Here is a 20,518-nt window from a genome sequence, read left to right as displayed (position 1 = left end):
ATTAATCCTCCTTACGATAAACTAATTTGCCGTCTACAAAAGTCAGCAAGGTATTTCCTTTCACTGGCCAACCGCTGAATGGTGTATTCACACCCATCGATGCGAATTTTTTATCATCAATTTCTTCTGTTGTTTCTAAATCAAAGACGACCACATCTGCTGGCTCACCGATATTCAATGTCCCAACTTTCAAACCAAAAATTTCAGCAGGTTTAATAGCCATCCAGTCAATCACTTGTTCTAAGGTAAAGCGTCCTGTTTCTACAAAATGAGTATAAATGAGTGGAAATGCTGTTTCACTACCTACAATCCCAAAAGGTGCTTTTAAGAAACTTTGATTTTTTTCTTCATGTCCATGTGGTGCATGATCAGTTGCGATGCAATCGATCGTTCCATCTAATAATCCTTCAATTAAAGCTTCTCGATCGTCAGTTCCTCGTAAAGGAGGATTCATTTTCCAATATCCATGATCTTCAGGAATCTGTTGATCGGCTAAAATTAAATGATGAGGCGCAACTTCAGCTGTCACATGAATACCAGCTTTTTTTGCATCGCGAATGATGCGTACACTTTCTTTAGTTGAAACATGACAAACGTGATAATGAACGCCCGTTTCTTCAGCTAAAATTAAATCACGAGCAATTTGTGAAGATTCGGTTGCACTCATAATTCCAGGTAATCCGAGCTTCTCACTAATTTCTCCCTTATGCATGACACCATCAAATAATAAAGATTCATCTTCTGTATGGGCTACAATTGCCATATTATTTTTAGCTGCTTCTTCCATAGCTAAAAACATAGTACCAGCAGTCTGAACACCTACTCCATCATTTGTGAAAGCGAATGCACCCGCTGCCTTTAACCCGGCCTGATCTGTTAAAATTTCACTACGTAACTCTTCAGTAATTGGTGCGTACTGTAAAACCTTTACCACTGCATCTTCATTAATTATTTTTACAACTTCATTAAATTTTTCAACTGTGTCTGGGACTGGATTTAAATTTGGCATCGCACAAATAGTTGTATATCCACCGCGAGCTGCCGATTTTGTTCCTGTACTAATGGTTTCTTTATAGGTAAATCCCGGTTCTCTTAAATGTACATGGACATCAACCAATCCCGGGGAAATCAACTGATTTTTTGCATCATAAACTTGATCAAAATTTAGTTCTGAAAAATCTTGTCCGATACCTTTGATAATGCCATTCTCTAACCAGAGATCGACTTTTGTCATTTCGTTATCTTTTGTTACAATATACCCGTTTTTAATTAATGTTTTCATCGTTTCGCTCCTTTAAGAAATACCGTTTAAAATTGCTTCTAAAATTGCCATTCTCACAAAGACACCATTTGACATTTGCTCGATAATTCGTGATTGCAGGCTTTCTACTAAACTATCTGCAATTTCTACATCACGATTTACTGGTGCTGGATGCATGATAATTGCTTTTTTCTTTAATCTTTTTGATCGCCCTACTGTTAAACCATACTTCTCGTGATATTCTTGTTTTGAAAAACTTTCTTTATCGTCATGACGCTCATGCTGCACACGTAAAAGCATAATGACATCCACATTATCCACTAATTCATCTAATGGTTTATAAGTTCCGTAGACATCAAAACTCTTGTCATACCATTCTTCTGGACCGGAGAAGAACACTTCTGAACCTAATCGTTTTAACATTTGCATATTTGATTTAGCTACTCTTGAGTGGGTGATATCACCAACGATCGCAACTTTTAAATCATTAAAGTGACCAAATTCTTCATAGATAGTCATTAAATCCAGTAAACATTGTGTTGGATGTTGACCACTACCATCACCGCCGTTAACGATTGAACAATTGATGGTCTTACTTTGAATAAGTTGGTCATAATAATTTTCATCTCCATGGCGAATCACACAAACGTCTACGCCGATTGCTGACATGGTCAAAACAGTATCATATAAAGTTTCACCCTTTTGGACCGAACTTGACCGTGCGTCAAATTCGATTGTTTCTAAGCCAAGTTTTTTCTCAGCCACTTCAAAACTTTTATGAGTTCGAGTGCTATTTTCAAAAAATAGATTTGACACAAAATACTGATTTTTCTGCGGTGCCCATGGTGCTCCTAACTTAAATTGCTGACCCCGTCTAATTAAACCCATAACCTCTTGATCTGATAATGCTTCCACCGTCAATAAATGTTTTAAACTAATGATCTCCGATTGAATAATCATGCAATGAGTGCCTCCTTATTTTTCACTAAGGGCTTTTTCTGGTAAAACAAGATTTAGAAAAATACCTAAGACTGTTGCTAATGCCATCGCTGATAATGTAAATGTTCCTGCTTGAAAGACTAATCCGCCAATACCAATTACTAAAATGGTTGAAGCAATTAATAAATTCTTTTTTCGATCAAAATCAACCTTGTTTTCAATTAAAAGCTTCAATCCACTGGCAGCAATTACACCGAACAAGATGAAACTGATACCAGAAATCACTGGATTTGGGATACTTAATATTAAAGCACTTAACTTGCCGACAAATCCTAGTCCTACTGCAAAAACAGCAGCTCCTCCAATAACAAACACACTGTGCACTTTGGTTATAGCCAATACTCCAATGTTTTCGCCATAACTAGTTACTGGCGGACCGCCCACCAAACCAGCCACGATTTGTGCTAAGCCATCACCTAACAAGGTTCGATCTAAACCAGGATCATCAAAGAAATTTCGTTTGGTTAATTTGTTTAAAACCATCAAATGTCCGATATGTTCCGTCATAGTAACAAAAGCAATTGGTGCCATAATCGTAATGGCATTTAAATGCAGACTTGGTTGATAGTTTACAAAGGGTATTTCGAAAGCTGGTAATGCAAACCAGTTGGCATCAATAATTGGTTGATAATCAATAATGCCAAACAACATCGCCGTAATATAGCCACCTACAATTCCTAATAAAATTGGAATTAATCCGATAAAACCTTTTAAGAACATATTGAAAATAATTGTTAAGGCTAAAGTAATCAAAGCAACAGCTACATATTTGAAATCATATTTGTCGTTGTGATACATAGCGTTATTCGCCGCATTTGCTGCTAGACCTAAACCAATAACCATGATCACTGGTCCGACCACAATCGGCGGTAAAATTTTATCCAGCCAAGCTGAACCAATTTTTCTGATGATGATTGAAACAATCAAGTAGACAATTCCGCATGTGATTGCTCCTTGGGCGACTGCTGGATAACCATCTGATTTCATTAGCATCGTCATGGCTGCAATAAAAGCAAAACTACTGCCAAGATAAGCTGGAATTTTTCCTTTTGTTACAGTAAGATAAACCAATGTTCCTAAACCTGAACTGACTAAGGCAATACTTGGATTAATACCGACCAAAATTGGAACTAGGACTGTTGAACCAAACATAGTGAATAGATGTTGAATACTTAGTCCGACCCAGTGAACTGGTTTGGGACGATCGTGAATATCTAAAACGACATCGTCATTGTGGAACTCGCTCATTGGGGACTACTCCTCTTCCTTTTGGATCAAAATCCGGTCTTGACCATCATTTTCTTCCATTTCTACTATAATTTCTTCTGTTAAAGCTGTTGGGATATTTTTTCCAACATAATCTGCACGAATCGGCAATTCACGATGACCGCGATCGACTAAGACAGCTAAAGAAATTTTTTGCGGACGACCATAATCCATTACTGCATCTAAAGCAGCACGAATTGTCCGGCCAGTAAACAATACATCATCGACTAAAATTACTTGCTTACCTTCAATTGGAAAAGGAATATCTGAGGAATGTAATTCTGGCTCATCTGTATTACTTTTAACATCATCACGATATAAAGTAATATCTAATTCACCAACTGGGACGTCAATTTGTTCTAATTGTTTTAGGCGCTCGGCAATTCTTTGAGCGATGAAAATCCCTCGAGTTTTAATTCCGATTAAAACAATATCTTGTACACCTTTGTTACGCTCAATAATTTCATAAGTAATTCGAGTCAATGCTCGCTTCATAGTAACCTCATCAACAACTTCTTTTTTGTACATCCTGTCTCCTCCTTAAAATTAAGCATAAAAAAACTCCTACCCGTAGTTAGGTAGGAGGAATGATTGTCTATCCAATAAACAGTCTGCGCCTAGGCGCACCTAGATTCATTCTATCTCATTTCCTTCTTAGCCTCACGGGACTATTCTTAAAGGATCTTATGCAGTTGTTTTTTTGCTATAAATAATATAACCTTCTTTCAGGTTAAAATCAATTAGTTTCTCGTAATTGTTGTAAAGTTTCTTGGAAAATTTTTGGTAAAGGAGCTTCAAAGACCATATTTTCACCAGTAGTGGGATGAACAAAGCCTAAAAGTTTGGCATGAAGAAATTGTCCATTACCTTTCAATGTTTTTTTTGGTCCGTATAAGGGATCACCTGCAACTGGATAGCCAATATATTTCATGTGTACCCGGATTTGATGGGTTCTCCCAGTTTCTAATTGTAATTCTATCAATGTAAAATTATTAAATCGCTCTAAAACTTCAAAGTGCGTAACTGCTGGTTTACCATCTTCGATTATATCCTGCATTTTACGATTCACTTTTGAGCGACCGATTGGAGCTTCAATTCGCCCTTTATCATGAGGAATTTCACCATGAACTAAAGCAACATATTTTCGTAAAGAGCTTTTATCTTTTAATTGTTTCGCAAGACTTTCATGGGCCTGATCATTTTTAGCAATCATTAACAGTCCTGAGGTATCTTTGTCAATGCGATGAACAATGCCTGGACGGATCACATCATTAATTGTTGATAAATCTTTGATTTGATAAAGTAATCCATTAACTAAAGTACCTGTTGGGTGACCAGCTGATGGATGAACCACCATTCCTTGTGGTTTATTTACCACTGCAACATCTTGATCTTCATAGATAATTTCTAAATCTAAATCTTCAGGAATTAATTCCAATTCTTCTGGCTCTGGCAATTGAATCAAAATCACATCACCAGCACTCACTTTATAATTTGCTTTAATCGCTTGACCATCAATAAACACATGTTGTTCTTTAATCCATTGTTGGATTTGGCTACGGGAATAGTCTTTTAAACGGTCATTTAAAACTTTGTCCACTCGCCCAGTTTCTTCTTTTATTATGACTTCAATTTCAGCTTGCATGTTTTTTCTCTCTCTCATCTAAAAATAAATAAATAATTATCAAAGCTACACCGATTGTTAAGGCCATATCGGCAATATTAAAAATTGGAAATCTAACAAAATCCAACTGGAACATATCTACCACATAACCTAAACGAAAGCGATCAATAAAATTTCCAATTGCCCCGGCTAAAAATAAACTTAAACCAATCGTTAGCCATTTACTTTCTTTCAAATACTTGTGTAAGAAATAAACGACTACTATTACTGCCACAATACTAATGATAATAAAAAAGATTCGTTGACCTTCTAATAGACTAAAAGCCCCGCCAGTATTTTGTAAGTAAGTCAATGAAAAAACATTTGGTATCAAGCTTTGTTCTTGTCCAATGAAAAAATTCTCCACCGTCCAAAATTTCATTAATTGATCTAATCCGATAATGACACCACTAAATAATAAATAAATAATCAGCAAAATAAATCCTCTTTCTAATTTAAGATATCGCGGGGACGAATAATTCCTAATAAATTACCGTCGCGATTGCCATCTTTAGTAATTAAAATGGCTTCTAAAGTTGCTATTTGTTGGAATTTTTCTTCGACTTCAGCAATATTTGTATCAGCCGAAACAAATTCAAAATTGGTATTTTTGCCATTTTGAATTAAAAAATCGCCTACTTTTTTATTGAAAATATCAAAAGAACGCTGTAACACCAATTCAGAAAGATATAATCCAATTGTTCTTAAAGTGATTAATCCTAAAAACTTGCCATGATCGTAAACAGGAAATTGCGAATAGCGCTTTTCTTTAACCGTCTCTAATATTTCTCTCATCGGCACTGTTTGTTCAAATCCAGTGACTTTCTTCGCAAAACGCGGCAAAACTTTTTCTGGACTCAATAAACCTTTTTCAATCTCTTTAATCCGTTGAACTGCCCACTCATTTGGTTCAGCAATAACAAAATCATCTGCAATCTGATCATGAACAATAGCATTTCTTAGTTGCGCCAATTGTAATAGATCATTTTCATTTTTTCCAATTAAATCATGCTGTTTTTTAGCTAGACGTCTTACTGCTTCGCTAAAGCCTAAATTAACTGGATTACCTAATAAACTTTTGATTTCTTTTTCAATTCGATTAAAAGTGGTTAAAAAATCATCTGCTCGTTCACCCATTGATAATCTCCCTTTTTGTGCTAAAACTAGTATAAGTGAAATGGTACCACAATGATAGTCTGAGACACAAAAAAGAGCTTGAAAGACGCAAGCTCTAATTATTTTTCTATTATTTTTTTACAAGCAGTCTTAATTGCCGTAGCTGCTTGAGTTATTTCTGCTGTGGAAATTGTGAGCGGTGGTAATAATCGCAAGACATGATTACCAGCTTTTAAAGCTAAAACTCCTTGTTCTTTTAGTTCATTTAAAACGAAGTTGAGCGGTTTATCATTATCAAACTGAATACCAATCATTAAACCTTGCCCTCGAATTTTTTTAATCATCGATAATTCCGTTAAATCGTTAAGTTGTTCAAAAAATTGCTGGCTCTTTTTATTTATTTCAGCTAAAAAGTCTGGCTCACTAATCGTATCAATCACAATATTTGCCGCGCTCAAGGCTAATTTATTACCGCCAAAAGTTGTTCCGTGACTTCCTGGGCCAAATGTTGTCGCAAATTCAGCTTTCCCAAGCATTGCACCAATTGGTAGTCCATTTCCTAATGCTTTGGCTAAAGTAAAGATATCTGGTTCAATTCCATAACCTTGATGACAATAAAATGTCCCTGTTCGTCCAATACCTGTTTGTACCTCATCGATAATTACTAAGGTACCGTTTGCGTGGGCTTTTTCTACTAGCCCTTTGACAAATTTTTCATCCGCCGGTAATACGCCACCTTCGCCTTGAATCAATTCCAAAATTACTGCAGCTACATCATCATCTAAAGCAGCTTCAAAATTTTCTAAATCATTATAAGGTAAGTAAATAAAATCAGGTACCATTGGTCCAAAACCTGCTTGGATTTTTTCTTGAGCGGTCGCACTCATAGATCCATATGTTCGCCCATGAAAGCCTTGATTAAAACTGATAATTTTCGAACGACCAGTAGCTTTACGAGCTAATTTTAAAGCTGCTTCATTTGCTTCTGCTCCGCTGTTACAAAAGAAACTCACATAATCCTTATCTTGTGCTAATTTTTCAGCCACCTCTTCTTGTAACTGGCTAAAATATAAATTTGAAGTGTGCCAGATTTGATTTATTTGTTCAGTAACTGCCGCTGTAACTTTTGGGTGTTGGTGACCTAAACTAGTTACACCAATACCACTAGTTAAATCTAAGTATTGCTTTCCTGTTTGATCATAGACATAACTAGCTTCACCCTTAACTAGATCAATTGTATCTCGGCCATAATTAGGAAATAAATGGGTCATACTAAAATTTCCTCCTTTGTAATCACAGTACCGGCTCTTTGAATACCATTAGTAATGTGGACTTTCCCCACACCACCAAAGATAGCTGTCATAGCACTTTCAATTTTTGGAATCATGCCACCAATAATAATTTCTTCTTCCTTCAATACTTTGATTTCTTTTGGACTGACTTTGGGTAACCATTGATCATCTTTTTTTACCCCGGGCACATCTGTTAATAAATAAAGCTCTTCAGCATTTAAAGCTTCGGCAATTTTACTAGCAGCCGCATCAGCATTAATATTTAGCCAGTCGCCTTCAATAGTCATCCCTAAGGGCGTAATAATCGGAATATAATTACTCGCCAGAACATCTTCGATCACTTGGCTATTAATTTTAGTCACTTCTCCAACATAACCAAGTTTTTCTTGATCAATAAATTCTCCTTGAATTAAATCATTACAAGAGGCATGCAATCCAATCGCAGAAAAACCATATTGTTGAAAGACAGAAGTGATTGCTGGCTGTACTTGACCAATTAAAACCATCTGAGTAACTTTTAAGGCTTGTTTAGTCGTCACCCGTAAACCATTATCAATAGTGACTGGAATATTTAAACGATTCATCATTTCAGTAATGTAATATCCCCCACCATGAACAATCACCACTTGTTTTCCGGTATCTTTCCATTTTTTTACTTGTTTAAAAAAGTCTTTGGTTAAATTATCACTAGCGACGCCGCCAATTTTTACTACGATTGTTTCCATGATATCCGCTCCCTTAGCTTCCCCGCTAAAATATTTTAAGTATGGTATAAAGCATTAATTTCGACATATTTATAAGTTAAATCGCAACCCCAAGCTTTTCCTGATTCCGTTCCTACATTTAAATCAATCAAAATCTTAATAGTTTCATTAGCTAAAATTTCTTTCATAATCGTTTGATCAAATTCCTGCGGTTGACTTTGTTTTAACAATTGCTGCTGTCCAATCCACATATCAATCTTATTAGGATCAATTAAGGTCTCTGCATATCCAACTGCGCAAATAATTCTGCCCCAATTAGGATCTTCACCAAACATTGCTGTTTTAACTAAAGACGAACCAACTACTTTTTTTGCAATCAGACGTGCCGCTAATGAATCTGACGCACCAGTAACTTCCACTTCAATTAATTTTGTTGCACCTTCTCCATCCTTAGCAATCTTCTTGGCTAATTCCGCTGACACATAATCAAGCATCGCTGCAAATTTCTGATAGGCTTCAGTACCTTTCTCAATTTCCGGATTCTCAGCCAAACCGTTGGCCAGAACTAAGACCATGTCATTAGTAGAAGTATCACCATCAACGGTAATTTGGTTATAGGTCACTTCTGTTTTTTCTGATAAAATTTCTTGCACCAAATCATTTGAAATAAAAGCATCTGTTGTAATAAAAGACAACATCGTAGCCATATTGGGATGAATCATGCCAGATCCTTTAGCAACTCCTGCCATAGTAACCTCAACGCCATTAATCACGTCTGTCACTGCTACTTCTTTGGTTGCTTTATCCGTAGTCAAAATGGCTTCATGAAATGCTTGCGGTTCTGACTGATTTAAATTAAAAACATCTATTCCAGCTTTGATTTTTTTCATTGGTAACACTTTTCCGATTACACCAGTAGATGCTACAGCAATTTTGTCGGCAGCAATACCTAACTTTTCAGCTAAATATTGTTGTGTTGTTTTTGCATCTTCTAAACCAATAGCACCAGTACAGGCATTAGCAAAACCTGAATTGACAATAATTGCTTGCAGAATTCCATCGCTCAATGCTTCCTTTGTTACATAAATTGGGGCTGCTTTAACTTGGTTTGTCGTGAAAACCCCAGCTGCTTGAGCAGGAACTTCCGACAGAACGATTCCTAAATCTTTTTTCGTATGTTTTAATCCGGCATGTAATCCGGTTGCGAAGAATCCCTTAGGGGCATCTATTTTTCCATCGATAATTTTCATTGGCTTTCTCCTTATGGATAAACTGGTACAAAATCTAGACCAGTTATCTCAGGTATTTTCATTAAATGATTCAAATTTTGAATAGCTTGTCCAGCCGCTCCTTTAACTAAGTTATCTAAGACTGAAACAACAGTGATCACATTAGTAGCCTCATTAAAAGCAACACCAATATCACAATAATTAGAGCCAACAACTTGTTTGATTGAAGGAAACTGGTTCTCAGCTTGTACACGAATAAATGGTTTATCTTGATAAAAACTTTGATAAAGTTGATGAACTTGACTTGTTGTTAATTTTCTTTTGGCTTTTAGATAACTTGTCATAAAAATGCCTCTCGAAACTGGAATAAGTGACGTTGAAAACTGAATAGCTGGAATACTTTTATCCCAACTTTTTAATTGTTGAACAATTTCTGGGATATGTTGATGACTGTTCATTTTATATAAACTCATATTGTCATGGGCTTCTTCAAAATGAGCTGCAACACTAAGATTTTTTCCAGCACCTGATAGGCCGGATTTGCCATCAATAATAATACTATCAGGATCAATCCATTTTTCTTGAACTAATGGCGCTAGTGATAATAAGGCACAAGTGGCATAACAACCTGGATTTGCAATAAAATTACTAGAATATTCACTATTTAAATCTGCTAAGCCATATTCTGCTTTCGACAGGATAGCTGGACTTGCTGGTTCTTTTTGATACCATTTTTCATATGCGCCAATTTCTTTTAAGCGAAAATCTCCTGACAAATCAATCATCGGAAAATTATTTTCCGAAAAATCAGCTGCTAAGTCTTTTGAGATTCCTGAAGGTGTTGCAAAAAAAACTAAATCAGCTGTTGCCATGATTTTTTTAGGATTAATTTCTTCTAATGTTAAATCAATTATTCTTTTTAAATGTGGATAAACATTGGAGATATCTTGGTTATTTTGTGAATGACTATGCAGTGAAACAATTTCTACTTTTGGGTGATTTTTTAATAGTCGGACTAATTCCAAGCCACTATAGCCAGTTACACCGATAATTGCTACTTTCAAATAAGACACCTCTCTCAAAAATCAATAATGTATAAAAATTCATTTTAATCAATTTATAATTTTAGATTATAGAGTGACAAAACGAATAAGTCAATGATTTTTTATTAATTTTTTTTGAGAATTTATTCAAAAAAAGACAAAAAAAGAGCTTAGGAATTTTCCTAAGCTAAAATTTTATAAAGTTGCTAAAATTTCTTTTAATTCTTTCACCGCTAATTGACCAGGTGCCGAAGCTTCTTTTGCTGCACCAAAGGTTGCTGCAGAGCCAAAAGTCTCACCTGATATGCGAGAAACCACTCCCAATTTACCCATAGACATCGTAATTAATGGACGATCTGCGTACTCCGTATACATTTCTTGGGTTGCATCTAATAAAGTAATAACATCCGCAATTGATTTTGGCATAACAGCAATTTTACAGATGTCAGCATTTTTTTCTTGCATCATTTTTAAACGATTAATGATTTCTATTTTAGCTGGTGTCTGATCAAAATCATGATTGCACATCACGACATATTTATTATTTTTATGCAATGTTTCTACTAAAATATTTACACTTTCTGCTGGCATAAATAATTCTACATCCATTAAATCAAAATGACCTGCTTTAATAAAGGCATGGTACATTTCAAAATAATCATCATCTGCCATAGGACGAACGCCACCTTCTTTTAACGTTCGAAAAGTTACTAACAATGGTAGGTCGACCGCAGCCTTTACCTCTTGACAAAAATCAGCAGCAGCTTCAAAATCTAAAATTTCTGAAAAATGATCTATCCGCCATTCAACAATATCACACTGACTATCCTTTGCAATTTTTGCTTCAGATAAGATTTCCTCTCGCGTTTTACCAACGATTGGCACGATTACTTTTGGTTTGCCCGCTCCAATAACAGTGCTTCCGACAGATACAGTATTCAAATTAGTTCCTCCTTGTTTTTTGCATTTTTTTATTTTACCACAAACTATTTGCTTACAACATAAAAAAACTGACTTAGTTTTCTAAGTCAGTTAATTCTTTAAAACAATCCGATAGCGTCACCATTAGAATCTATATCCATGTTTAAAGCAGCTGGTTTCTTGGGCAAGCCAGGCATTGTCATCACATCACCCGTTAAAGCAACAATAAATCCAGCACCAATTTTAGGAACAAATTCACGTATAGTTACACTAAAGTCACTAGGCGCACCAAGTTTAGTTGGATCATCTGATAATGAATATTGGGTTTTAGCCATACAAACTGGCAAACGATCCCAACCATATTTTTTAAAAGTTGCCAATTGCTGCATCGCTTTTTTAGAATAATTTACTTCATTTCCACCATAAATTTCTTCCACAATTGCTTCAACTTTTTCTTCAATATTGTCATCATCATGTTTAAAGATTGATCGGAAAGTTTGTTCATTAGTAGCAATCGTTTCAACTACCGTCTGGGCTAAATCAATGCCACCTTCAGCACCTTTTTCCCATACAGCTGTCCGTTCGACTTTCACACCAAAAGCTGCGCATAACTCTCTTAATAATTCAATTTCCTTTTCTGTGTCACTAATAAATTCATTAATCGCCACAACAACTGGCAAATTATACTTTTGCATATTTTCAATATGTTTCGCTAAATTAGCAAAACCAGTTTTTAAAGCTTCAAGATTTTCTGCTGACAAATCATTTTTGGTTACACCACCGTGCATTTTAAGGGCACGAATCGTTGCAACAATCACAACTGCGTCTGGTGCTTTACCTAAACTTGGAACTTTAATGTCTAAAAATTTCTCGCCACCCAAATCAGCCCCAAAACCGGCTTCAGTGACAACATAATCTCCACAATGCAGGGCAGTTTGCGTTGCTAAAATACTATTACAGCCATGGGCAATATTAGCAAAAGGGCCACCGTGAACAAATGCTGGCGTATGATAAATTGTTTGAACTAGATTGGGTTTGATAGCATCCTTTAAGACTAAGGCTAAAGCACCTTGAATTTTTAAATCACCAACTGTCACAGGTTCTTTATCGTAAGTATAAGCAACGACAATATTTGCCAAACGATTTTTTAAATCTTCAATATCAGTCGATAAACATAAGATAGCCATAATTTCTGAAGCGACTGTAATATCAAAACCATCTTCTCTTGGTACACCATTGATTGGTCCACCTAAACCGACCGTAATAAAACGTAACTCACGGTCATTTAAATCCACTACTCGTTTCCAGATGACACGACGAGGATCAATATTTAATTCATTTCCTTGATGAATATGATTGTCTAGTAGAGCTGACAATGCATTATTAGCTGTTGTAATTGCGTGCATGTCACCAGTAAAGTGTAAATTTATATCTTCCATTGGTAATACTTGTGCGTAACCGCCACCAGTGGCACCGCCTTTAATTCCCATAACTGGACCAAGGGATGGTTCACGTAAAGCAATCACAGTATTTTTTCCAATTTTATTTAAGGCATCTCCTAAACCAATCGTTACTGTTGATTTTCCTTCGCCTGCTGGCGTTGGATTAATCGAAGTAACTAAAATTAACTTTCCTTTGGGATTTTCTTTTAAACGATTTAAAGCTGAAAACTCGATCTTTGCTTTATATTTGCCATGTAATTCTAAATCATCATCTTTTAAGCCAAGTTTTTCAGCAATTTCATTAATAGGTAGTAAAGTTGCATCTTGAGAAATCTCAATATCAGTCTTCATAGTACGCCCCTTCCAAGAATCTAAAATTATTTTTTGTTCATTCATATTCTAGCAAATTTAGCCGGGAAAAACACTATTCAAAATTGACAATTTCATTCGCAATTTTAAAACCCTTACATTATAATAGGTGTAGACTTAATAAGGGGTGGGTACCATGAATCAGGGAATCGTTAAGTGGTTTGATGATCACAAAGGGTATGGTTTTATTGTTTACCAGGATGACCAAGAAATATTTGTACATTTTACCGGTATTTTGGATTCAGGATTTAAGTCATTAAAAGCGGATGAAGTCGTCTCTTTTGATATTGTTGAAGGTGCTAGGGGACCGCAAGCAACCAACGTAAAAAAGCTCAGTCATGACTGAGCTTTTGATCTTGTTCACTTGTTATTACCATATCTGAATGATTTTTTATTAAGTCCGCTAAAAAGCGGTCTTTTTGTTTTTTACTCATCATGTGACGAGTATGTCCATTTAAACCTTTTTGTTTAATCATCAAACCATCTTTTCTGACAACTACTTGATCAATATCATCATAAAATATTTCTTTTTTTCGCCACAACAAAGCATAACGAATGACCAATCTTTTTTCAGTCAAAATAAAGAAACGATGACAACTTAAAACAAACATAATTAGAAACAAGCCGATAAAGAGATTGCCCTTCCAATATATTTTATTACTCTCTAATGATATGATAAGTCCATAAAATAAAAATATAAAAGTTAAGGACCATAAAATGATGGAAATTGATAATTCAGGTTGCCAAAAGTAGCGCTTTTTCTTCATGTAGACTCCTAACTTTTCAAAGGTGATAAAATGATTAAAATATTTACTGATGCCGCTACCAATCCACAATTAAAAAAAAGTGGCGGTGGGATTGTCATTATAAAAGATCAAGAACAGATTCAATTAAATTATATTTTGACTGCCGGATCCAATCACGAAGCCGAACTGGAAATTATTTTAAGGGCTCTAGATTATTTAATTGAAAAAGACTGGCGGAATGATTCCATTCTTTTATATTCAGACAGCAAGACTGCAATAAAAATTTTAGACCAAAATTCAACAAAAAACAATCTTTTCTTGTCTTATTTAAAGGAGTTTAACCAAAAAAGCCCACTTTTTTCATTATTAGTTTTGCAATGGATTCCTGAGAGTAAAAATAAAGGGGCAGACCATTTGGCCCGCCAAGGATTACAAAAAGCTTTAAAGAATCGGTGATAATAAACGAGAAAATTTCTGCTTAAAGTTCAGCCAGAAAGATTGATTGGCAATCATCTCATCTGTTAATAATACGGAATCTTGTATATCTGCTTCAAAGACTGCTTTAAATTCTTCTGCAATTTTTGGATCATAAATAAAACTACTTACTTCAAAATTTAGTTCATAACTGCGAATATCTTGGTTAGTTGATCCAAAGGTTGCTAATTCATCATCAATCACCATCGTTTTAGCATGAACGAATCCTTTGCTGTAATGATAAATTTTAACGCCTCGCTGATGCAAATAATTAGCATAGTATTGTGTTGCCCGATAAATAAAAGGATGATCTGGTTTATCTGGCACCATAATACGGACATCAATTCCTGAACGTACTGCAATTAGTATTGCGGATATCATTGTTTCATCTGGTACTAAATACGGACTCTGAATCCATACACTTTTTTCGGCAGATAGAATTAAGCGGACAAAACCATCTTTGATAATTTGTGCTTCAGAGTCGGGGCCATCTGCGACAACTTGCATCGCTACACCCGTTTCAATTGGTTCTTCTGGCAAAACAAAATATTGTGGAAGGTAATCTAAACGATCTGCATCATTAGAAACAGAAACATTCCAATCACGGATAAAAATTTCTTGTAAGGTAAAACTACCCGTGCCGACAATTCGTCCGTGTGTGTCACGCCAGTAGCCAAAACGTTTCGTTGTTTCTAAATATTGATCACCAACATTAAAACCACCGGTCCAACCAATCGAACCATCTATAATGACTAATTTTCGATGCAAGTGATAGTTTAAACGCGTTTTGGCAATAATATCTTTCGAAGTAATAAAAGGAGTGACTTTACCACCTTTTTCTCTTAATTTAGCAAAAAAGGCCTTATTTGTTTTAGGTGAGCCCCATGGATCATAAATCAGACGAACTTCTACGCCTTGGTCTGCTTTTTCCTCTAGTATTCGCAAAAAGCGATTACCAATTTTATCGTTAAAAAATGCATAGTATTCAACGTGAATATTATTTTTTGCTGCTCTTAAATCCTCAAATAAATGTTCAAATTTTTCGGTGCCATCATAAAAAAATTGAATATTATTACGATAAGAAACGGGTGCCTTATCTAAGTTATCAAAAAAACGAATTAATGATCTTGCTGCCGGTAACAATTGATCCGGTGTATTGTAATTTGGAACTGTTAAATTATCAACCTGAACCATTTGATAGATTTCTCGCGGTTGATTTTCTTTTTCATAATTAAATCTTCTAGCTACTGTCCGATCCAGTCCGCGGCCACAAAAGGCGTATAATAAAAAACCCACGACTGGTAAGAAGAATAACGTTAACAACCAAGCTAAAATAGTTGTAATACTACGTGGCTTTCTAAAAATAGTAATGGCTGCAATGATACAGTTGACAATATATAAAATAAGAATTGCTTGTTCTAATAACCCCACTTTTTTCACTCTCCTGATTTTCATCTATCTTCAGAAAATTATACCTAGAAAAGAAAAAAGTAACAAGAAAGACCTCCCCTTCTTGTTACATTTTTTTACGCTAAATAATTTGTTACTTCTGCCAATGCTTCTGCTAAGCCAGCTGGATTTTTTCCGCCTGCTTGGGCCATATCCGGGCGGCCGCCTCCACCTCCGCCAACTTTTGGTGCAATCAGCTTGATCAAATCTCCGGCCTTGTAGCCTTTTTCAATTGCACTTGGGGTCATAGCAGCTAACAAATTCACTTTTTCTCCCTGAATTGTTCCTAAAACTAAAACATCCGATAATTCTTTTTGCTTCCATTGGTCGGCCAATTGTCTCAGTTGATTCATATCTTTCACATTGACTTTGGCTGTAATCACTGATGTGCCATTAATTTCTTTGACATCTTTGAAGACATCACCAGCCTGTTGATTGGCTAATTTTGTCGCCAGCTGTTCATTTTCTTTTTGAATTTCTTTTAATTGTTGTTGTAATTGTTCTGTTTTGTTTACAACTTCTTTTAATTGAGGCGATTTTACAATTTGAGCCACAGAAATCAATTGTTCTTCTTCTTGACGGAATGCTTCGTAAGCTTCTTGACCGGTCAAGGCTTCAATCCGGCGAACACCAGCACCAATTCCCGATTCTGAAACGATTTTGAAAAGTCCAATATCTTCTGTATTGCTCACATGGGTTCCACCACATAATTCAATTGACCAGTCACCAATATTCACTACGCGGACATCGTGACCATATTTTTCGCCAAACAATGCCATTGCACCCATATTTTTCGCTGAATCAATATCAGTTTCGATTGTCACGACAGGAATAGCTTCCCAAATTTTTTGATTAACAATTTTTTCCATTTCTTTTAGTTCATCAGTGGTAACTTGACCAAAATGGCTAAAATCAAAACGTAAATGTTTTGGTGCTACTAATGATCCAGCTTGATTGGCATGATCACCTAAGACTTCTTTTAAAGCTTTATGAAGTAAATGAGTCGCAGTATGATTTTTAATGATTTTATTTCGCATTTTTTGATTAACGTTTAAGAAATAAGTATTTCCTTCAACTAACGGAGAGACAACTTCTACTGTGTGTAGGGGTTGACCATTAGGTGCCTTTTGAACATCCGTTACATTGGCAACCAAATTTCCTTCAGAATCAGTAATTGTTCCGTGATCAGCAACTTGTCCACCCATCTCCGCATAAAATGGTGTTTGATTAAAAATCAATTGAGCGCTTCCTGTATCAACCGAAGAAACAATAGCATCTGTTGCGATAATCACTTCTAATTTACCTTCAATATTTAGTTGATCGTAACCAACAAATTGACTATCCACTTTAATATCTCCTAATAAAGCAGTTTGCACACCCATTGATTTTTCAGTTGTTCGTGCTGCTCTTGCTCGTTCTTTTTGTGCTTGCATTTCAGTTTCAAAGCCGGCATGATCAACTTTTAAACCATTATCTTCAGCAACTTCTTCAGTCAGCTCCACTGGAAATCCAAAAGTATCATATAATTTGAAAATTGTTTGGCCATCTAAAATAGTTTGATTATTTTCTTTTAGTTCTGCTAACACATTATTTAACATGCTTAAGCCTTCATTGATAGTTTCGTGGAAGCGTTCTTCTTCATTTTTAACTACTTTTTCAATGAATTCTTTTTGTTGTTGCACTTCAGGATAGTAACCCACCATAATTTCACCAACAACTGGCACTAGTTGATATAAAAAGGCAGATTGAATGCCTAACTTTTGTCCATGCATCACTGCTCGTCTTAACAAACGGCGCAATACATACCCACGGCCTTCATTTGAAGGTAGAGCGCCATCTCCAATCGCAAAAGCCAAAGAACGAATATGATCAGCAATAACTTTAAAAGAGATATCCAACTGTTTATCTACACCGTACTTTTTACCGCTTAATTCTTCCACTTTAGCAATGATTGGTAAAAATAAATCTGTTTCAAAGTTGGTTGGTGCATCTTGAATAATTGAGACCATTCTTTCAAGTCCCATTCCCGTATCAATATTTTTATGGGGTAATGGTTCATAAGTACCTTGAGGAGTATGATTAAATTCAGAAAATACCAAATTCCAAATTTCTAAATAGCGTTCATTTTCTCCGCCAGGATAATTTTCTGGATCATCTTCTGTTAAGTCATTAAACGCTTCTCCGCGATCATAAAAAATTTCTGAATCCGGTCCACTTGGTCCCGCGCCTAAATCCCAAAAATTATCAGCAATTTCAACAACATGATCTTCCGGTAATCCAATTTCTTCTAACCAGATTCTTTTAGCTTCTTTATCTTCTGGATAAACAGTTGCGTATAAAAGTTCAGGATCGAAAGCCATCCAATCAGGTGAAGTTAAAAATTCCCAAGCCCAAGCAATCGCATCTTCTTTGAAATAATCACCGATTGAAAAGTTCCCTAACATTTCAAACATGGTATGGTGGCGAGCAGTTTTTCCTACATTTTCAATATCATTCGTTCGAATTGATTTTTGTGCATTAGCAATCCGGGGATTTTCTGGTGTCACTGAACCATCAAAATATTTCTTCAAGGTTGCAACACCGGAATTAATCCATAATAATGTTGGATCATTGACTGGTACTAGCGGTGCACTTGGCTCAATCATATGTCCTTTTGATTTAAAGAAGTCTAAAAACATTTGTCTTACTTCTGTACTACTTAATTTTTTCATCTTGTTTTCTCCTTTTAAAAAAATAAAAAAACCACCACTGCATTCAAGGACGAAAGTTCGCGGTACCACCTTGATTGCAATGATAGTTTTTGATCATTACCTCTTAAGCTCGTTAACGCTGAGTCACGTTGATTTTTCAATCAAATGTTTTAGGGAGCAACTTAATTATTACAGCGCAAGACTCTCAGCCAAGGTCTTACTTTCTTTAGAAGCAAATAACTAAATTATATCCTAAAATGAAGTATAGAAAATTTCTACTGAAAAGTCAAATTAGACTTTCAAAACAATCGCTTTACGATACAAATATTTTTGCGGAAATAGAATCACTTCTGAATGAAGCATCTTACTATTACTATAATAAGAAGATAACGGTAAATACTCAACTGCTGGAATGCCAATCTTCTCTTGATGATCGGTTAACTTTAAGACACCCGGATCTTCAGTAATCTCAAAACGAGTCATCTTAGTATCAAAAGATAAGCCAAACATATTTAATCCCTGAATCATTTTTTTGATAGCCTTACCACGATATGGATCTGACATATTTAAGTCATTTCCCCAGCGGAATAATCTTCGACTACCAGCACCGTTACAATATTCCCATTGATCTTCAGTTAACAAGTCAAAGTTTTTCTTACGAATCTCTTTTCTTAAACTAGTGTAGTTATGAGTAGTATGCGTATAGACACGATACAAATCACTTTCTGGTTCTAACTCAATATACCAACTATCCTCCATTAAAAAGCTTTCCGGAAAGGTCCAAATTAAACTTTCTTGAGAATTCAATTTTGGTGTTAGAATTTCTTTTATTTCTTTTTCGATTTTAGCAAATAAATCGACACGGCCCTCAAAGCTTCCAGTGACAGCATCAAATCTGCCTAAAAACTCAGTTCCTGCTGGTAACGCATAACGTTGTACAAACATTGCAGGAATAGCGGATTTCCGTAAACGAGTTGTTTTATCATTTATGTAATTTGCTAAAGATTCTGTTTCTAACAAATTATATTGATTTAAAATTTCTTCTGGAATTGATATATTGGGACTATCTTGAGCGGTTTCAAGTAAAGACAAACCTTTTGCACCCAAATTCCAGCCTAAAATGGCTTCTTTATTCCCAGGTACAAAAACAAATTTTTCTTCGTCAATCAATAATTCAAAGGTCTCACATTTGATACCATATAACTCGAATTCCTTTAATTCAATATCAGAAATTTTTAAGAGGGGATTCACATAATAAAGTAAAACTTGACTAAGTAATGTTCTTTTTTCTTTTGGATTTAGACGTTTCCAATACGCCCAATCTAACTGATCAACGAGATTCATAAAAAATGGTTCCTCCCTTTTTGCTATGCTACAATTCCATTATAACTCATATTACTATTAGGAGAAATGATTATTATGGAGATTATTTTTGGAAATCAAAAAGCTGTGCAAGCTGCTAGTTTTTATTTAAGATATCAAGTTTTTGTTTTGGAACAAAGAATACCAGCATCGCTTGAATTTGATGGTTTGGATACAAGCGATCGGAAATATCTGGTCTTCTTTGACCACGAGCTGCCTGTTGCAACAGCAAGATTTCAAACAAAAACTAGTAAGATTTTACAACCTGATCGCCTTTGCGTGACAAAAAAATATCGATTGAAAGGATTAGGTCAACAGCTATTAACTTGTTTAGAAACAGAAGGTAAAAAGAATAATTTAATTTCGTCTGAACTATCTGCTGAAATGACTGCAATTGATTTTTATCAAAAGCAAGGTTATCAAGTGATCTCAGAGCCCTATAAAGAAGACGGCATCTTATGTGTAACTATGAAAAAAGAGCTGTGAGGATTC

At 35.4% G+C, this 20,518-nt stretch carries 20 protein-coding genes; 3 read left to right on the top strand and 17 right to left on the bottom strand.

What is annotated here, in order from left to right; all coding sequences use genetic code 11:
- Nucleotide 1 precedes the first annotated feature (1 nt).
- The 13 genes from KUA55_RS05920 to KUA55_RS05860 form a co-directional block, all read right to left on the bottom strand.
- The gene (locus tag KUA55_RS05920; RefSeq protein ID WP_218325259.1) at nucleotides 2-1,282 is read right to left on the bottom strand and encodes a dihydroorotase; all 1,281 of its coding nucleotides are present in this window, start codon (nucleotides 1,280-1,282) and stop codon (nucleotides 2-4) included.
- A gap of 12 nt (nucleotides 1,283-1,294) precedes the next feature.
- A complete protein-coding gene (locus KUA55_RS05915) occupies nucleotides 1,295-2,221 on the bottom strand; it encodes an aspartate carbamoyltransferase catalytic subunit (protein WP_218325258.1) in 927 nt (308 codons plus the stop codon).
- A gap of 15 nt (nucleotides 2,222-2,236) precedes the next feature.
- Nucleotides 2,237-3,508, bottom strand: coding sequence for a solute carrier family 23 protein (locus KUA55_RS05910; protein ID WP_218325257.1), 1,272 nt, complete (start codon nucleotides 3,506-3,508; stop codon nucleotides 2,237-2,239).
- A gap of 6 nt (nucleotides 3,509-3,514) precedes the next feature.
- Nucleotides 3,515-4,054, bottom strand: coding sequence for a bifunctional pyr operon transcriptional regulator/uracil phosphoribosyltransferase PyrR (pyrR, locus tag KUA55_RS05905; RefSeq protein WP_218325256.1), 540 nt, complete (start codon nucleotides 4,052-4,054; stop codon nucleotides 3,515-3,517).
- A gap of 208 nt (nucleotides 4,055-4,262) precedes the next feature.
- Nucleotides 4,263-5,171, bottom strand: a complete 909-nt coding sequence (locus tag KUA55_RS05900) for an RluA family pseudouridine synthase (protein ID WP_218325255.1) — start codon at nucleotides 5,169-5,171, stop codon at nucleotides 4,263-4,265.
- Complete coding sequence (lspA, locus tag KUA55_RS05895; protein ID WP_218325254.1) at nucleotides 5,161-5,625, bottom strand: signal peptidase II; 465 nt, start codon at nucleotides 5,623-5,625, stop codon at nucleotides 5,161-5,163. Before lspA ends, KUA55_RS05900 begins: the two co-directional genes overlap by 11 nt.
- Before the next feature lie 14 nt (nucleotides 5,626-5,639).
- Nucleotides 5,640-6,326 (bottom strand): CBS domain-containing protein, encoded by a 687-nt coding sequence (locus tag KUA55_RS05890; RefSeq protein ID WP_218325253.1) that lies wholly within the window; start codon nucleotides 6,324-6,326, stop codon nucleotides 5,640-5,642.
- A gap of 98 nt (nucleotides 6,327-6,424) precedes the next feature.
- Nucleotides 6,425-7,576 carry an acetylornithine transaminase gene (argD, locus tag KUA55_RS05885; RefSeq protein WP_218325252.1) on the bottom strand — a complete coding sequence of 384 codons (1,152 nt, stop codon included), beginning with the start codon at nucleotides 7,574-7,576 and terminating at the stop codon, nucleotides 6,425-6,427.
- Entirely contained in the window at nucleotides 7,573-8,322 is a 750-nt protein-coding gene (argB, locus tag KUA55_RS05880; protein WP_218325251.1) for an acetylglutamate kinase, read from the bottom strand. The genes argD and argB overlap by 4 nt, the downstream gene beginning before the upstream one ends.
- Before the next feature lie 35 nt (nucleotides 8,323-8,357).
- Nucleotides 8,358-9,551: a bifunctional glutamate N-acetyltransferase/amino-acid acetyltransferase ArgJ gene (gene argJ / locus KUA55_RS05875; protein ID WP_218325250.1), complete on the bottom strand. Its 1,194-nt coding sequence runs from the start codon at nucleotides 9,549-9,551 to the stop codon at nucleotides 8,358-8,360.
- Nucleotides 9,552-9,562: 11 nt separating this feature from the next.
- Nucleotides 9,563-10,594: an N-acetyl-gamma-glutamyl-phosphate reductase gene (argC, locus tag KUA55_RS05870; protein WP_218325249.1), complete on the bottom strand. Its 1,032-nt coding sequence runs from the start codon at nucleotides 10,592-10,594 to the stop codon at nucleotides 9,563-9,565.
- Nucleotides 10,595-10,768: 174 nt separating this feature from the next.
- Nucleotides 10,769-11,515, bottom strand: coding sequence for a type I 3-dehydroquinate dehydratase (aroD, locus tag KUA55_RS05865; RefSeq protein WP_218325248.1), 747 nt, complete (start codon nucleotides 11,513-11,515; stop codon nucleotides 10,769-10,771).
- Between the two features lie 98 nt (nucleotides 11,516-11,613).
- On the bottom strand, nucleotides 11,614-13,287 hold the full coding sequence (locus KUA55_RS05860; protein WP_218325247.1) for a formate--tetrahydrofolate ligase: 1,674 nt from the start codon (nucleotides 13,285-13,287) through the stop codon (nucleotides 11,614-11,616).
- Between the two features lie 154 nt (nucleotides 13,288-13,441).
- On the opposite strand from KUA55_RS05860, the gene KUA55_RS05855 reads away from it, so the two are divergent.
- The gene (locus tag KUA55_RS05855; protein ID WP_218325246.1) at nucleotides 13,442-13,651 is read left to right on the top strand and encodes a cold-shock protein; all 210 of its coding nucleotides are present in this window, start codon (nucleotides 13,442-13,444) and stop codon (nucleotides 13,649-13,651) included.
- Here the strand turns inward: KUA55_RS05855 and KUA55_RS05850 are convergent.
- Nucleotides 13,638-14,072, bottom strand: a complete 435-nt coding sequence (locus tag KUA55_RS05850) for an EbsA family protein (protein ID WP_218325245.1) — start codon at nucleotides 14,070-14,072, stop codon at nucleotides 13,638-13,640. The two genes, KUA55_RS05855 and KUA55_RS05850, sit on opposite strands and share 14 nt — an antisense overlap.
- A 30-nt stretch (nucleotides 14,073-14,102) precedes the next feature.
- On the opposite strand from KUA55_RS05850, the gene KUA55_RS05845 reads away from it, so the two are divergent.
- Nucleotides 14,103-14,507 carry a reverse transcriptase-like protein gene (locus KUA55_RS05845; protein WP_218325244.1) on the top strand — a complete coding sequence of 135 codons (405 nt, stop codon included), beginning with the start codon at nucleotides 14,103-14,105 and terminating at the stop codon, nucleotides 14,505-14,507.
- On the opposite strand, the gene cls is transcribed toward KUA55_RS05845, so the two are convergent.
- The 3 genes from cls to KUA55_RS05830 form a co-directional block, all read right to left on the bottom strand.
- A complete protein-coding gene (gene cls, locus KUA55_RS05840) occupies nucleotides 14,493-15,980 on the bottom strand; it encodes a cardiolipin synthase (RefSeq protein ID WP_218325243.1) in 1,488 nt (495 codons plus the stop codon). The genes KUA55_RS05845 and cls overlap by 15 nt on opposite strands.
- A gap of 71 nt (nucleotides 15,981-16,051) precedes the next feature.
- Entirely contained in the window at nucleotides 16,052-18,685 is a 2,634-nt protein-coding gene (alaS, locus tag KUA55_RS05835; protein ID WP_218325242.1) for an alanine--tRNA ligase, read from the bottom strand.
- A gap of 270 nt (nucleotides 18,686-18,955) precedes the next feature.
- Complete coding sequence (locus KUA55_RS05830; protein WP_218325241.1) at nucleotides 18,956-20,008, bottom strand: DUF7278 family profilin-like fold-containing protein; 1,053 nt, start codon at nucleotides 20,006-20,008, stop codon at nucleotides 18,956-18,958.
- 72 nt (nucleotides 20,009-20,080) lie between these two features.
- Between KUA55_RS05830 and KUA55_RS05825 the strand changes: the two genes are divergently transcribed.
- Nucleotides 20,081-20,512, top strand: coding sequence for a GNAT family N-acetyltransferase (locus KUA55_RS05825; RefSeq protein WP_218325450.1), 432 nt, complete (start codon nucleotides 20,081-20,083; stop codon nucleotides 20,510-20,512).
- Nucleotides 20,513-20,518 lie beyond the last annotated feature (6 nt).

This window comes from Enterococcus alishanensis, assembly GCF_019218635.1.
Taxonomy (GTDB): Bacteria; Bacillota; Bacilli; order Lactobacillales; family Enterococcaceae; genus Enterococcus_A; species Enterococcus_A alishanensis.
Note: the sequence above shows the minus strand (reverse complement) of the source record. Positions and strands in the feature narration are given on the sequence as shown.